This is a genomic window from Acidiluteibacter ferrifornacis, assembly GCF_009909615.1.
Lineage (GTDB): Bacteria > Bacteroidota > Bacteroidia > Flavobacteriales_E > Vicingaceae > Acidiluteibacter > Acidiluteibacter ferrifornacis.
Genome location: NZ_WWNE01000005.1, coordinates 193638 through 209409, shown reverse-complemented (window position 1 = coordinate 209409; position 15772 = coordinate 193638). Strand labels below are relative to the sequence as shown.

Sequence of the window (15772 nt, the reverse complement as noted above, 5' to 3'; positions counted from 1 at the left end):
ATTTACCCAGAGACCTGGAATACAACATTTAAAAATCTACCGTGTATTGCGTTTACATCTGTTCAACTTTGAGCTGAACTCTATCGCCTAATCGTTAGATTTGTCAGTTCAAAAGGAATTTACATGGCCTCTAACTTCAATCAAATCATTAAATCCAATTTACACCCTAGAAATAAAAATAGAGAACAATATGATTTGGAGGCATTAATCAAGGCCTTTCCTGAGTTAAAAAAATCTATTTCTCCCAACAAATATGGCGTGGATTCAATAGACTTTTCAAATCCTAAAGCTGTAAAACTATTAAACAAAGCACTACTCCATCACTATTACAAAATTCAGAATTGGGAATTTTCCGATGACAATTTATGTCCTCCTATCCCAGGTAGAGCTGATTATATCCACTATTTAGCTGATTTGTTAAAGAATAGCCCTCAAACTAACATCAACAAGAACCAACAGATAATTGGAGTAGATATCGGAACAGGAGCCAGTTGCATCTATCCAATAATTGGAGTTGTAGAATACGATTGGCAGTTTATAGCAACAGATATCGACTCCAACTCCATTTCTTCTGCTCAAAGAATAATTGACGCCAATCCCATCTTGAAGGATAAAATAGAGTGCCGTATTCAATCCAAATCCAATCATATTTTTGAAGGAATTCTCAACCAAGAAGAATCCATCGATTTCACAATGTGTAACCCTCCTTTTCATGCCTCTATTGCTGAGGCAAAAAAGGGAACACTTCGAAAAGTAAAAAACTTATCAGGTAAAAAAGTAAAATCTCCTATTCTAAATTTTTCGGGCAATCTGAATGAACTGGTCTTTAAAGGTGGAGAATTCCAATTTATTGCAAATATGATTAATGAAAGCCAACTATTTTTTAAGAATGTAACTTGGTTTACCACTTTGGTTTCAAAAGAATCTAACCTAAAAGGCATTTATAAATTATTAAAGCAATCAAAAGCTAAGCACATCAAAACCATCAACATGGGAACGAGAAACAAAACAAGTAGAATAATCGCATGGAGTTATAAAAAGTAATTCCGAACCAATGCATTCTGACCTACCCGAACAATAATAATACTTTTCGTATACTATTAATTTTACCTCAAACTATAAATCTAAAGACCAATGATAAGACTTCAAGCAATTGATTTCCCTGCCGACTGTAAAGTGATTCATCATGACTTTTACACGTATGATCCAGTAAATAATTTCAATGAGTCTGATAATCTGGATTACCTATACGAAGACCTTTTACAATGCAAATTTGAAGAAGACGATATGATCATTGATTTAGGATGGTATGGCAACATTGCTGACAATCAGGGTGAGTTTAAAATTCAAATGATTCAAAATGAAAATTGGGAAATTCCCTTCAAGGTATTTCACTCAAAGTCGGTAGATGAAATAAAGGAAATATTAATAAAAGTTTTAGAGTATTATACAAGTACTAAGACTAGCTCTGAAACTTAATTATTCCAAACCCTCCCTTTCTCCAACTACTCTTTTTTGAGTTGGTTTCAATCCTAAATTCATACAGTACAACTTATTTTAAGCTAACGCATTTAGAGTCTATTTTGATGTTTAGACTAATTGTATCTTTGCTTGTGAAACGATACAGAAATCACAGCTATAAATATGAAAGAAAACATCGAGAATATAGAGTTACGATACCTTACTTTAGATGATTATAAGGACTTGAAAGAAGTAATGATTGAAGCTTATTCCACAATGCCCAATTCTTACTGGAAGGAGTCTCATATTGGATCATTAATTAAGAAATTTCCGGAAGGACAAGTCATTATTAAAATAAATGGAGAACTAGCAGGTTGTGCACTTTCCATTATTGTGGATTACGACAAGTTTGATGAACACCATACCTACAAAGAAATTACTGGAAACTATACTTTTAAGACACACGATAATAAAGGTGATATCCTTTACGGAATTGATGTATTTATTAAATCTGAGTATAGAGGACTAAGACTTGGAAGACGACTGTATGACTACAGAAAAGAATTGTGCGAAGAGCGCAACCTTAAAGGAATCGCGTTTGGTGGTCGAATTCCAAATTATCATAAATATGCTGACCAACTTACACCAAAAGAGTATATCGAAAAGGTGAAACGAAAAGAAATTCACGATCCTGTTTTGAATTTTCAAATGTCCAATGATTTTCATCCTTCAAAAGTCTTAAAAGGTTACTTAGAAGGAGACGAAGCATCCAATGAATTTGCCGTTTTATTGGAATGGGATAATATCTATTATGAAAAGAAGAAAACCGTTGCCTTTACACAAAAGAAAGTCATTCGTTTAGGGTTGATTCAATGGCAAATGAGGCTATATAAAGACTTAGAAGAATTGATGCAACAAGCGGAATATTTTGTAGATGCGGTTTCAGGTTACCGATCTGACTTTGCCTTATTTCCTGAATTCTTTAATGCGCCATTGATGGCTGAAAACAATCACTTATCAGAACCTGAAGCCATCCGTGAATTGGCCAAGCATACACCTGAAATTGTGAAACGTTTTTCTGAATTAGCAATATCCTACAACATCAATATCATTACAGGCAGTATGCCTGAAATCAAAGATAATTTACTCTACAATGTGGGCTATTTGTGCAAACGAGAAGGAACTGTAGAAAGGTATGAGAAAATACATGTTACCCCTGACGAAGCCAAGGTATGGGGAATGCAAGGTGGCCATGAATTAAAAACCTTTGACACCGATTGTGGAAAAATTGGAATTTTAATTTGTTATGATTCCGAATTTCCCGAGTTAAGTCGATTATTAGCTGACGAAGGAATGGATATTTTATTTATCCCATTTTTGACCGATACCCAGAATGGTTATTCCAGAGTGCGCCACTGTGCGCAAGCTAGGGCCATAGAAAATGAATGTTATGTGGCTATAGCAGGTAGTGTCGGCAACCTCCCTAAAGTTCACAATATGGATATTCAATTTGCTCAATCAATGGTTTTTACTCCATGCGACTTTTCTTTTCCTGCCAACGGTATAAAAGCGGAAGCCACTACCAATACCGAGATGATATTGATTGCAGATTGTGACATTGATTTATTAAGAGAATTGAATCAGTTTGGAAGTGTTCGAAATCTAAGAGACCGAAGAAAAGATATTTTTGATTTAAGGAAAGTTAAGCCTTCCGATAATTAACACTAATAGCTGAACAATTAGACTAAGGCGCGATGAAAATTCCATTGCGCCTTTTTTATTTTGTTTGGCTTATACAGAATTACCACCGCAAAAACTAAATAAGGCGCTACTAATCAAGATATTGACACTTTAAATTGAAATTTCTAAACATTAATTAACTTCCTTTAGGAATACAAAAAGGGAATAGTAGTTTTGCAGCATATATTTAGCATAATGATTATACTATGAATTGTCTATTAACGGGAGCAACAGGAATTGTTGGAAGTCACATACTTTTTGAATGGATCCGAAAAGCCATAGTTGATCAATCAGTGAATCATTTATATGTGATAATAAGAGATGGAAAAGTAAATGCCGAACAGCGGTTATTAGAGATACTAAAAGCTCCATCTCGTCCAGCTTTCTTAAATGATTACTCAATAGAGGCTTGCCTCGAAAAAGTTACTGTAATTGCCCATGATTTATCTACGATAGACAACCAAGTATTGAATCGCTATGATTTCGATTCGGTGATTCACTGTGCCGGCTCAACTAGTCTTTTGCATACCACTGAATCAAAGGAGAAAGTACACACCCAGAACTTATTAGTTACTAAACGATTGCTAGAAGAACTTCCATCAAAAGTGAATCGATTTCTTTACATCAGCACTGCCTATTCTTATGGTATTCAAAACAAAAAAGTAAACGATAGTATTGGGCAATATGAGGTTAAAAACTTCCGAAACCCATATGAACAATCGAAATACGAATGTGAGCTATTTGTTAAAGAAACATGTACTGCCAAAAAAATCAATGCTCAGATTCTTCGTCCGAGTATTATATGTGGTAGATTGTTGGATATGCCATTCTTTGAAACCCCTAAATTTGACGTCTTCTACTCATGGGCAATTTTTCTGGATAAATATGCTAGTAAGTCGTTAGAAAACTTTAGGATTTGGATTGACAAAAAAAGTGGACTGAATATCGTTCCTGTGGACTTCGTTTCTAAGGCAGTATTATATGCCTATTTAAACCCAGAAATTAAAGAGTTGAACATCGTTAACCCCAAACAAATCTTACACAAAGACTATGTAGGAGATGTTTTGGAATCTTTTAATATCAACACTTATGAGTACATCGAAGAAATGCCGGAGAACTTGAACATTTTTGAGCAATTGTACTACAAAAGCATCGGTGGACTTTTCGAGAAATATATTTCTATTCCTGATTTACAGTTTCAACCAGATCAAATCTTAAAATTGATCGAGCAATTGAAACTGGACATTACCTTAGGCGTGCATGAAAATTTCATGAACTTGATTAATTTCTCCGTAGAAAAGAAATTTAGAAAGAGTTATTAAGAGTAGGAACCTCTTTTATCCAAAAAGCAACTTAAGTTTCTAATTTTAAACACTCCCACTCTATTTATTGATTTTTTTCACTTATCTTCGGAATTAGAAAAAAACTAACTAAGAATCTGATGATGGACATTTATCCGTTTTTAAACGACAACAAACGACTAATAAATGATTTTATAGTTGATTTTAAAGCAATTAGTAGTTTTATTGAAATAAAAAATTAACATTTTAAAATATGGATATGACGCACAAAGTGCGTCATATCCACTTGTTGGCCACAATTAAAAAAACCGACAGCGATTGATTAAATTAGCAAAATGAATTTTGAGAACGACTATTTAAATAAAATAATATGTGGTGACAGCCTAGAAGTCATGAAATCAATGCCTGACGAAAGTGTTGATTTAGTCGTTACTTCTCCTCCTTATAACCTCAAAAACTCGACAGGGAACGGAATGAAGGATGGTCGTGGCGGAAAATGGTCAAATGCTTCTTTAATAAATGGTTATTCGCACTATGACGATAATATGCCACACGAAGAATATTCAAAATGGCAACGAGATTGTCTCACTGAAATGCTTCGGTTGATTAAAGATGATGGAGCTATTTTTTACAATCATAAATGGAGAGTTCAAGCAGGTTTGTTACAAGACCGACAGGATATCGTTCATGGATTTCCTGTTAGGCAAATAATTATTTGGCGTAGAAAAGGTGGAATAAACTTTAATAAAGGCTATTTCCTACCGACATATGAAGTGATTTATCTGATAGCAAAACCAAAATTCAAACTAGCTCCTAAAGCAAATGCACATGGAGATGTTTGGGAATTCACCCAAGAAATGAAAAATGGTCACCCTGCTCCTTTCCCAGTTCAGCTAATTGATAGAATAATATGCTCGACAGATGCTCAAATTATTCTAGATCCATTTATGGGTAGCGGCACAACTGCCATAACTGCAATGGGAAATAAACGAGACTTTATTGGAATTGACATTTCACCTGACTACTGTGAAATGGCGGAAAAAAGAATTGAAAAAAACAAAATACACTCAGAACTAAATAAGTTCAAAGCACAAACAAAACTATTTGTATGAACATATACACCAAAGAGAGTTTGATTGAAAAACTCAAAGAAATTTCTGCTCAAGGTTGGATAGAAAATGGAAGACACGGAAATGACGGTGGAATTGGAAACACTCTTGAAGACCTATTAGGAATTGAAGAAAATAATTTACCAATTCCAAATGCTGCTGAATGGGAATTGAAAACTCAAAGGTTAAAAACTTCCTCCCTAACAACTTTATTCCATATCGAGCCTTCACCTAGAGCCATGAAATTTGTGCCCTCCATTTTACTTCCTCATTATGGTTGGCCACACCAAAGAGCCGGTGAAAAATATCCAGAAACAGAAAGAAGTTTTAGAATGACTATTCACGGGAACGGTAGGAGTGACCGTGGATTCGGTGTTCAAATTGACAATAAAGAAAGAAAAGTTTTAATTTCTTTTGATAGCAGCAAAGTTGGAGAAAGACATTCTGTTTGGCTAGAAGGAGTTAAGAAAAATATTGGCCTTGGTGAAATCGACCCACAACCTTATTGGGGTTTTGACGATTTAGAACATAAAGCAGGAACCAAGCTATTGAACGCCTTTTATGTCCAAGCGGCTGTTAAAAGGGATAAAGAAACCAAAAAAGAATATTACCATTATTCTAAGGTGCTGATGCTCCAACGGTTTGACTTTAGTGGATTTTTGAAGCAATTAGAAGCAGGAAATATTTTAATCGACTTTGACGCAAGAACAGGTCACAATCACGGGACAAAATTTAGGTTACGACAAAACTGCCTACCCGATCTCTATGAGAAAGTGACAGAAATAATTTGAAAAAATAACTGTGGCCAACAATGGGTATAAAACATAGGGCGGACAGTGGTTTCCGCAAGTTCTAAACTCTTAGTAAAGTTCGTTTCGGTGGACAGATAAGTACTTCGAAATGCCCTACGTTTCATACCCGAGACCGTTGGCAATAATTCAAAATGAAAAAATTAACCTCCATATTTATACTTATCTTAATTTGCTCCTGTAACATCAAACAGTCAGAAAAAAAGGTAGCTGATAAGACTGAAAATGCAAATTCAAGAGTATCTGAATCAAAGGAAACTAATTTGATTATTGGAGAAAGAATTGACGGACCAGCAAATATTCGTCACAAACCGAACGGTGACATTCTATTCGAGTTAAAAGACAATGCCTTAATTGAAGTAACTACAAAACCTGTAAACGATTGGTATCAAGTTCTTGTGTATGCAGACATTGACTATAATGAATATCCGATGGATTCAATTCTGAAAGACAGATTGATAATTGTAAATAACGACACAATCGGAAAAGTCATTCAATCTCATTCCATAAGCTCGGGTCAAGGCAGAGATTTTGCATATGCCATGCTTTACGGTTATACTCACAAGAATAATATTAAACCAGAAACCGTGATTGAGACCGCTTTTAAAAATAATTTGACGGAAAATGGACGTAATTTTTCAGGTTGGAAAGGGTTTATAGAGACCTTCAAATTGGACAAAGACGCAGTTGATTATGATGAGTTTGAATCGTTATATAATTACGAAAATTCAATAGAAGACCCTTCACCAGGCTTCAGAATTGTCCTGCTTTTTGATAACAAAAATTTAGTAGGTCTTATTCATTCTAGAGAACTACAAATTGAAAATACGATAACCCATAAGTTAAATTGGGGTTATTTTGTAACATTCTTTGACGATTACCCTGAAAAAGGACAATTTAAATTTGTGAACTACATGAACGAATGGATACAAACAGTAGATTAAAACCCAAAAAAACTATTGAAACTTTCTTCTCTAAAAACATAGAGAAAATAGAAAAGGACACACAATCTTCTAATTTTCCAAATACAGCAAAAGCACTTTTTCAGAATATCAGAAAACTTGAGCAAATTAGTAAAGGTTCGTATTCAATCAATGATAATTTCTATTCGTCAAAGATTCTACAAAGAGTAGCAATTGAATTATACTTGGTAGGACATTATATTTATGTTAGGACATCGAAAGATAAAAGTGACGAAGTAGGTGAAGATTATTATAAATATTACTATTGCCAAGAAGGGTTTAAAAGAGAGAATTATAATGCTATGACCCAAGATTCAATTACGAATGTAAAAGGGGAAAGAGGGTTAGCAAGACTTATCCAAAATCACCCTGAATTCAGCTTCATGAAAGATGCAGACTATATTGAGATAAATAGGAAAGCAAATCTGTTTGATATAAAAAAAATAATTTCTGCACTAAATAATGAATATAACAATTCAGATTTTTCTGATTTACACAATTTCATGACCAAATTGACTGAGATTTATAATGAAACTTCATCATATATTCACGGTGGACCAATTGCAGAATCTGAATTTTTGGAATTGAATATGTCGGAAAAAAAGTCAGAAATAAAAAATGTACAAGATTGGTGTAGTTCTCTTACAAGACACGCAAAAACAAATTATTTAACCTTTCTTGGATCAACTGATTATCAAGAATATTTAATGCCGGTGAAAAATATTTTAGAAAAATAACTATTGCCAACACGCTGTATAGTGCATTGTGGGAAAGGTGGTTTAGTAAATTTAGTAGCTATTTGAGGGTCGCAAAATCCGCAAGCGGATTTTGTTTTTGAAAGCAATTTACAAAACCGCTTTGCGGTTTTTGCTAAGTGCTAAACTGAAATAGTATCTTTATCAAAACCACAACGCACCATACAGTAAACGTTACCACCAATTATAAAAAGACGACACCGTAACTAATATAGAACTGACAAAGAAGAAATGCCATTTACATTTTCACACCCAGCAATAGTTTTACCGTTGACATTTTTGCCTCGACAATGGTACTCGTTGACTGGACTTGTAATCGGCAGTATGACACCCGACTTTGAATATTTTTTAAGAATGAAAATTCAGAGCAATTACAGTCATACAATTGATGGACTTTTTTGGTTCGACTTACCATTAGGCGTTTTGCTTGCTTTCATTTTTCACAACATAGTTCGAGACAGCTTAATTAACAACTTACCGACAATTTTAAAATCAAGATTTTCTGCATTTAGACAGTTTGACTGGAACGTACACTTTAAAAAAAACTGGTTCGTAGTGATAGTTTCAATTCTAATAGGTGCGGCTTCTCACATATTTTGGGACAGTTTTACTCACGACCACGGATATTTTGTACAAACAATTCCTGTATTACAAAACTCGGTGGAATTTTTGAGTGGACAAATTCCAATCTTGAAAATATTACAACACACTTCAACATTACTTGGTGGATTTGTAATTGCTATTGCTATTTACAAACTGCCTATAAATAAGACAGAAAAAGAAAATAGAAAATTGAAATATTGGGCAATTTTAGCGGGATTAACTTTGACAATTATTGCAGTAAAACTTTTAAGCGGACTTGAACTGAAACAATACGGAAATGTAATCGTGACAGCTATTTCAGCAGGACTAATTTCATTAATATTAACACCGTGGTTGACAACAACGAAAGAAAAATAACTGGTGGTAACACGGTATCTAGCAAATATGGCGTTTAGTGGTTTCCGAAAGTTCAGTGCTATTTACCAACACCGCCAAATCGTTGATTTGGCTTTTAAGAATGAATAAAATAAAAACAAAATACAACCATTTGGCCCAGAGCAAACTCGAAAGTTTATCGCTTTCTACTGCCCAACTTGCCATATACTAAACGTTGTGGGCAATTTAAATATTAAGAAGGATGCTTAAAACTATTACAATACTTCTCTCCATTATTTCCATGTTTGGATGTAATAATGTTATTAAAAATAATGATGCTGAAATAATAGTGGAAGATGGGACCGCCATTGATTCAGTAATTAACGAAACAAAATCTGAAAACGTAAATACATCGACAAATAATTATTGGGTAGGATACTTCAATCCTCATAAAGAGGTTGACCTACAAGGCAAGTACATTGCTGCAGATGAAGGATTATATTGGGGAAGAAGAAATAAAATTAGTATTTCAATTGATACAATTCTAGGAGACTCTATCATCGGACACAGTGTTGTAGCAGGCAACCACCGACCTTTTTATGGTAAACATAAAACAACTGATGAAGGGAGAAAATACATTGTTAAAGAACCAGGGGATGACAAATACGATGGAGAATTTACTTTTGAGATTGTAGATGGTCATTTGATTGGAGTTTGGGAAGCATATCAAAGTATTGAAATTCCTAAACGAGAATATATATTAAACCAAATGTCATATGTATATAACCCCGACATTATGTTGGAAAGAGCCGGAAGATATGGAAATTGGGATAAATTCATAGACTATGGGACTCAAATTGAAGTATATGATGAAGGAACTCCAGATGAACAAGTTTATGAATGGGTTAAAAGAGAATATGCATCTTCTACTGAAAAAATTTACGAGATAAACGCTTCCAATAAAGAGCTCACAAAAGAAGACGTAGAAAACTTAACAAATAGTGATTTAGTAGTAATAAGAAATACAATTTATGCACGTCATGGTTATTCATTTAAAAGCAGGCCTTTACGAGTATTCTTTGATGCTCAAGATTGGTACATCCCAGTTCATGCAGATATAAAGCAAGATTTAACAGAAATTGAAAAAAAGAATATTCAACTTCTATTAAGATATGAGAAAAATGCTAAAGAGTATTATGATTATTTCGGCAGGGGTTAGTCTACTCATAAGTTGTTCTACCTCCCCTGAATCATCAGCAACAGATTCACTAATGCTAAACGAGCCAGACTCAATATTTGTTAATCAAATTTTGGATTTTAACGATAGGTTATGGACAGAAATAATTTTCAAAAACGATGGTATCTTTGAAAGTATGGCCTATGCAGATTCAAGCAATTTTATTGGCCAAAGAATATACCCTTGTGCTCGTTGCTTTCTAAGACCTGAAGCAGCCAAAGCATTACTAAAAGCAAATAGTATAGCAAAAACCAAAGGGCTAGGACTACTCTTGTTTGACTGTTATCGCCCGGCAGTCTATCAACAAAAAATGTTTGATATTGTAGAAGACCCTAGATATGTAGCAGAACCCAAAAAAGGAGGCTCTATGCATAACAAAGGTTTAGCTGTTGATATAGCATTGACTGATTCGTTAGGTAATATCCTAGATTTTGGTGGAAACTTTGATGATTTTTCTGAAAGGTCTCACCACTCATTTAAAAACTTAGACTCTTTGGCTATTTACAATAGGATTCTACTGAAAGGTATTATGGCAGAAGCGGGTTTCACCTTTTATCCATTTGAATGGTGGCATTATAGCTATACCCATGTTGATTATGACCTAGATGATTATGTTTGGGGTTGTAATTAATCGGAAAGGCATATTGAAATTATTGATATACGCCCTATTAGGCTATTTCAGCTATTTAATGATCTTGATTACAATACAATATATCCCTATTGATTTTAATACGGCTTTCTTAGGTATAAAACAAAATGAAATTAAACTACCATATTATCAGCTTGCATTCTTCACACATGTTTATACAAGTATTTTCACTCTGCTACTTGGCTTTTTCCAGTTCTCAAGTACAATTCGTATAAAGTATCCAAAACTGCATCGAAGCATTGGAAAATTCTATATTGGAATTATCGTAATCCTTGCAGGACCCTCTGGACTTGTGATGGGCTATCATGCTAATGGAGGAATCTATTCACAAACATCTTTTTGTCTTCTATCTATTCTATGGATTTACTTTTCTTTAATGGCTTATAAATATGCTCAAACAAAAAAATGGACTTTTCACAAAAACTTTATCTATCGCAGCTATGCTCTCACCTTATCTGCTATAAGTTTGAGATTGTTCAAATGGATTATCGTGGGCACTTTTGCCCTACCACCAATGGATACTTATCAGATAGTTTCATGGTTAGGATGGATAGTAAACATAGGTATTGCTGAACTTATAATTAGATTCAGAAAATAAAAATAACTGACTAGAACACTAGTAATCGCTGCTCAAGCCCAAAATTGGATTAAAAACAAAGCTGATACAAGCCGTATTAAATACAAGGCACTTCGCCTTACTTTTCTGCAAGTTTTGAATGAATATAAAAGAGTATTTTCAAAATTAAGTGACTATGTTTTTAGTTTCTCTCAATTATCCATTTCACATTCTCTATTTTTATGCTGCAAAACGACGTTAATCATTTCTTTGTAGACCATTAAAAGTCCATTAACCAATGCTTCAAGGCCAGGCCATTCTATAGAAAGTATTATCACTTACTTCACTCCAAACATTCCATACAAATATGAAAGTTAAAAAAGTATACGCCTTAGTAATAATATGTTTCATAGGTGTCCTTCTGTTCTTGACGTTCAATAAACACAGCAAATCAGGATATTATAATTATCACAGCGAAATATGGGCAGACAAAGCCGGTTATTACGTGTATTTGCCTGCTGCCATACTCTATGATTTCGATGCTAATAACTTTCCAGACTCAATTGATTCTAAAACAGGAAATGGCTTTCAACTAGACCCTTCGAGTGGAAAAGTTATCACAAAATACACCTACGGTGTGGCCTTAATGCAATTACCTTTTTTCTGTCTCGCAAACATTTCTGCAACTGCCTTTGATCATGAAAAAAGTGGTTTCTCTCCTATTTACCATTGGAGTATCAATGTTGCTGCCATCTTTTACTTGACATTAGGGTTACTGTTTCTTTATCAGTTTCTCATTGTTCGTTTTAGCCGTCTAATTTCGCTCTTTACCGTATTGTCCATTTTTTTTGCTACCAATCTGTATTACTATGCAATAGACGACACTGGAATGTCACATGTATACTCCTTTTCTCTATTCTGTATTTTTCTATACTTTATCCAAAAGACCAATTATTTAAAACATCCTAAAGTAGATGAGAGTATTATATTTGGTTTTTTGGTGGGGTTAATCATTTTAATTCGACCAACTAACCTACTATTTTTAGTGGCCTTCCTTTTTCTAGACCATACTAATATTAAGGAGATTTTACTTAGAGTTAAGAGATTGGTCCATCCCAAGCGACTAGTTCCTATGGTTCTAACAGCATTCTGTATTATTCTACCACAATTAATTTATTGGCAATACACTAAAGGTTCAGTTTTAACTTACTCCTACGGAAATGAAGGCTTCAATTGGTTAAATCCTCAGTTCTTAAAATCTTGGTTTTCTCCCGACAATGGTTTATTTCTATACTCCCCATTTTACTTTTTAATCATTGCTTCCATGCTAGTTATGGCTAAAAACAAAAAAAAGAATGGTCTTTTAGTACTCATTCTTTTTTTACTCATTTCTTATGTTTTTTCATCTTGGTGGTCATGGAATTTTGGATGTTCTTTCGGTGGTAGAAGCTATGTTGAATATCTAGCAATTTTCTCACTTCCAATGGCATACTTATTCAATAAAATTGGTAAACTAAACAAAATAAAGAGGATCTCTTTTACAGTTCTGGTCATTGTATGCACTGCATTCAATTTGAAAATGATTTATTCTTATGATGGATGTTTTTATAGCAAAAGTGAGTGGGATTGGAAATCTTACATTGAATTGTTAGAAGCTCCAACAAAGTAAAACGCATTAAACATTTAACACTTTATTTTTCAACGGACTGTGGATTATTTGGCTTTTTGGCTTATCTTCGGGGTTGGAAAAAACTAACTACGAATTTGATGCTGAACATTTATCCGTTTTTATGCGTCCGCCTTGGTGGAAACGACAACAAACGACTAATAAATGATTTTATATTTGATTTCAAAGCAATTAGTAGTTTTATTAAAATAAAAAATTAACATTTTAAAATAGGTATATGACGCACAAAGTGCGTCATATTCACTTGTTGTGTTCCATAGATAATTTTAGAGTTAGAAATCTGCTAGATTTTTAGCTTGAGAAGGGGATCAATAAAAGGACTGATTTAAAGAGATGACGAAGGTCATCACTCAATTAAGTCTTGCGGTGTTACCGTGGAAAGTTTTACTTTCTGACGAGTGATATCGTCCAAAGACTTAAAGTGAAGTTCGGCTTTAAAAATGACAAAGTCAAGTTTTTAAGTCGACAAACTTCAAAATCAGCCCTATTATTGACGTTCTGATTAATGGACAAGCTACCCTCTTTTTGACAAACCATATGATCTTTATAATTCATAAAAAAGAGATAAAATAGCAGATTGATAATCCTCTCAAACGGATTAATAAAGTAAAAATTATAGACGGAGGATCGTATCTTACTTTAAATAGAGGAATTAAGTTATTTATATAAATTTAAAGTATTTTTATTCTCCTATAGAGTGTAAGACTGAACAGAAAAATAGGCTAATAAAAAATACGATAACACAACATCGTCTATATTTCATTAGAAGTAACCTAGTTGATTAAGAGAAAATTTATAAGGTACTTCTAACAAAACATAGCCTGGTGTTAGCAAAAATTAGAAATCAAACTTTTTATTCTCTCAAATGGACGCAAATAGAGTTAAAATAAAAGAAGATTTATTAAGTGACAAAATTGATTACTCGGAAGCTTTTGAACTTTTAAAAAGATTGCCGAAACCATGGCACTCAAAAGAATGGAAAAAGAAAAGAGAGCAATTTATAAAATCAAATTGTGAGCAATGTGGCATAAATAAAGCGTACAAACCAATGTATGTGCAACATCTTGTCCAACCTCCAAAATTTAAAGATATCCGAAATACTCTATTCGAGCAAAAATTTGAGCAACATTGTTCAAAAGAAGATATTAATTTCTCACAACCTACAATAACAGATGAAGAATATAAAAAATATCTAAAAAAACATGTTGAAATAAGAGAAGTCTGTCCCAATTGCTTAAAACAAAGCATATCGGTCAGAAAAACAATGAAGCCAAAATATAGGTGTTCAGGTTGTTGGAGCGAGTTTAATGAACCAGAAACTATTGAATATATACCTGACCTTCAAATGAGACCAAATGAAGACGACGTCAGAGAAAGGTTAAATATCAAAGCCAGTAATCAAAGATATTATGACTTAAAGCAGAAGCTTTGGAATTCATGGGAGCAAGATTTAGGAAAATTAGCATTGGTAATTTCAATGGAACATAGTGAAACATATTATGACCTTGTTAATGCTGTAACCTTTTGTAAAACTTGTGCTGCAACGATGGACAGAGCAAATCGATTATTGTGCTATTCATGCAAAGAAAATTATTTTGACTACAGACTATATAGTGTTTGCTACCAATGCCATCTAGAAGGAAATTCAGAATGTAATCCATTCGCATCTATCGTTTATCGAGGTGAATACTTTAATCAATTTGGAGGAATAGATGAAGGTCAATTAAGTTAATATACTTTATGATAACTAAAAGTAAAAACTTTTGCTAACACCAACTATAGCAAATGCTGCTCCTTAGAAAACCGACACTTCCTCTCTACTTGCTCGCCAATTCACCTTCGGCGAATTGGCTTATAAAAAGTAAATTAGCCAATCGCCTTGGCAATTGGCTACTGACTTTGCAAATAGAAATTGAAGTAGGTTTTAACACGCACTTGCCATAGTCAAAACGTTAGCAAACATAATAATAACATGAAATCATTAATATCTATTTTCTTGACATTGATTTCTTACCAATCACTATTAAGTCAAGAGTTATGTTTTGGTAAAAACGGGGAGATTTTCACAGTCACAGAGGTAATGCCAAAATCAACTCCTGAACTCATTTTAATTGACGATTTATTAAACTCAAACTTTTCCATTGACGACTGTGAAATTACAGATGGAGATAAAGTTATAATTCAATTCAAGCTTAATTGCGAGGGCGAAGACTTCGATTACATAATTCAGACTTTCAAAAGAGATACAATTGACTGTGGTATAAATGAATTCTTACAATCACAATTGACTTGGACTGTCGCAACCCAAAGAGAAAAACCAGTGGATTTCAGTGGAACCTTGGTTTTTGAAATTAAAAACTCAAAGTTCTCGCTATTATCCAGTCCACTATTAGGAATTAATAATAAAAGAAAAAAATAAAAAACGATTTGGCTCAATGCAATCCCGTTAACTATCGGGATGAAAGTTTATTGCTTTCTACTGCCCTACTTGCCATAGTCAAAACGTTACATTGCAACCAAATGAGCGATTTCAGAAAAAGCAAATTCACCAAGAAAATTATAAGCCTTAATCCAAACAAGGCCTTATG

15 protein-coding genes are annotated in these 15772 nt (G+C 33.7%); all 15 read left to right on the top strand.

Features of this window, described 5'->3' with window-relative positions; translation table 11 throughout:
- Window positions 1-123 precede the first annotated feature (123 nt).
- Window positions 124-1044: a 23S rRNA (adenine(1618)-N(6))-methyltransferase RlmF gene (gene rlmF, locus GQN54_RS05255; RefSeq protein ID WP_160632466.1), complete on the top strand. Its 921-nt coding sequence runs from the start codon at window positions 124-126 to the stop codon at window positions 1042-1044.
- Window positions 1045-1134: 90 nt separating this feature from the next.
- Complete coding sequence (locus GQN54_RS05250; protein WP_160632465.1) at window positions 1135-1479, top strand: hypothetical protein; 345 nt, start codon at window positions 1135-1137, stop codon at window positions 1477-1479.
- Window positions 1480-1644: 165 nt separating this feature from the next.
- Complete coding sequence (locus GQN54_RS05245; RefSeq protein ID WP_160632464.1) at window positions 1645-3183, top strand: carbon-nitrogen hydrolase family protein; 1539 nt, start codon at window positions 1645-1647, stop codon at window positions 3181-3183.
- Between the two features lie 224 nt (window positions 3184-3407).
- Window positions 3408-4523 (top strand): SDR family oxidoreductase, encoded by a 1116-nt coding sequence (locus GQN54_RS05240; RefSeq protein WP_160632463.1) that lies wholly within the window; start codon window positions 3408-3410, stop codon window positions 4521-4523.
- A gap of 314 nt (window positions 4524-4837) precedes the next feature.
- Window positions 4838-5614, top strand: a complete 777-nt coding sequence (locus GQN54_RS05235) for a DNA-methyltransferase (protein WP_160632462.1) — start codon at window positions 4838-4840, stop codon at window positions 5612-5614.
- The gene (locus tag GQN54_RS05230) at window positions 5611-6402 is read left to right on the top strand and encodes an MvaI/BcnI family restriction endonuclease (RefSeq protein WP_160632461.1); all 792 of its coding nucleotides are present in this window, start codon (window positions 5611-5613) and stop codon (window positions 6400-6402) included. Before GQN54_RS05235 ends, GQN54_RS05230 begins: the two co-directional genes overlap by 4 nt.
- Window positions 6403-6554: 152 nt before the next feature.
- Window positions 6555-7364 carry a hypothetical protein gene (locus GQN54_RS05225; protein WP_160632460.1) on the top strand — a complete coding sequence of 270 codons (810 nt, stop codon included), beginning with the start codon at window positions 6555-6557 and terminating at the stop codon, window positions 7362-7364.
- Window positions 7343-8119, top strand: coding sequence for a hypothetical protein (locus GQN54_RS05220; RefSeq protein ID WP_160632459.1), 777 nt, complete (start codon window positions 7343-7345; stop codon window positions 8117-8119). Before GQN54_RS05225 ends, GQN54_RS05220 begins: the two co-directional genes overlap by 22 nt.
- Window positions 8120-8368: 249 nt before the next feature.
- Window positions 8369-9097 (top strand): DUF4184 family protein, encoded by a 729-nt coding sequence (locus GQN54_RS05215; protein ID WP_160632458.1) that lies wholly within the window; start codon window positions 8369-8371, stop codon window positions 9095-9097.
- 220 nt (window positions 9098-9317) lie between these two features.
- Window positions 9318-10274: a YARHG domain-containing protein gene (locus tag GQN54_RS05210; protein WP_160632457.1), complete on the top strand. Its 957-nt coding sequence runs from the start codon at window positions 9318-9320 to the stop codon at window positions 10272-10274.
- A complete protein-coding gene (locus GQN54_RS05205; RefSeq protein WP_207554829.1) occupies window positions 10237-10923 on the top strand; it encodes a M15 family metallopeptidase in 687 nt (228 codons plus the stop codon). Before GQN54_RS05210 ends, GQN54_RS05205 begins: the two co-directional genes overlap by 38 nt.
- 13 nt (window positions 10924-10936) lie before the next feature.
- The gene (locus tag GQN54_RS05200; protein ID WP_235932974.1) at window positions 10937-11539 is read left to right on the top strand and encodes a DUF2306 domain-containing protein; all 603 of its coding nucleotides are present in this window, start codon (window positions 10937-10939) and stop codon (window positions 11537-11539) included.
- A gap of 325 nt (window positions 11540-11864) precedes the next feature.
- Window positions 11865-13166, top strand: a complete 1302-nt coding sequence (locus GQN54_RS05195) for a glycosyltransferase family 39 protein (protein WP_160632455.1) — start codon at window positions 11865-11867, stop codon at window positions 13164-13166.
- Between the two features lie 883 nt (window positions 13167-14049).
- Window positions 14050-14916 carry a hypothetical protein gene (locus GQN54_RS05190; RefSeq protein WP_160632454.1) on the top strand — a complete coding sequence of 289 codons (867 nt, stop codon included), beginning with the start codon at window positions 14050-14052 and terminating at the stop codon, window positions 14914-14916.
- 240 nt (window positions 14917-15156) lie between these two features.
- Window positions 15157-15603: a hypothetical protein gene (locus GQN54_RS05185; RefSeq protein WP_160632453.1), complete on the top strand. Its 447-nt coding sequence runs from the start codon at window positions 15157-15159 to the stop codon at window positions 15601-15603.
- The last annotated feature ends 169 nt before the right edge of the window (window positions 15604-15772 follow it).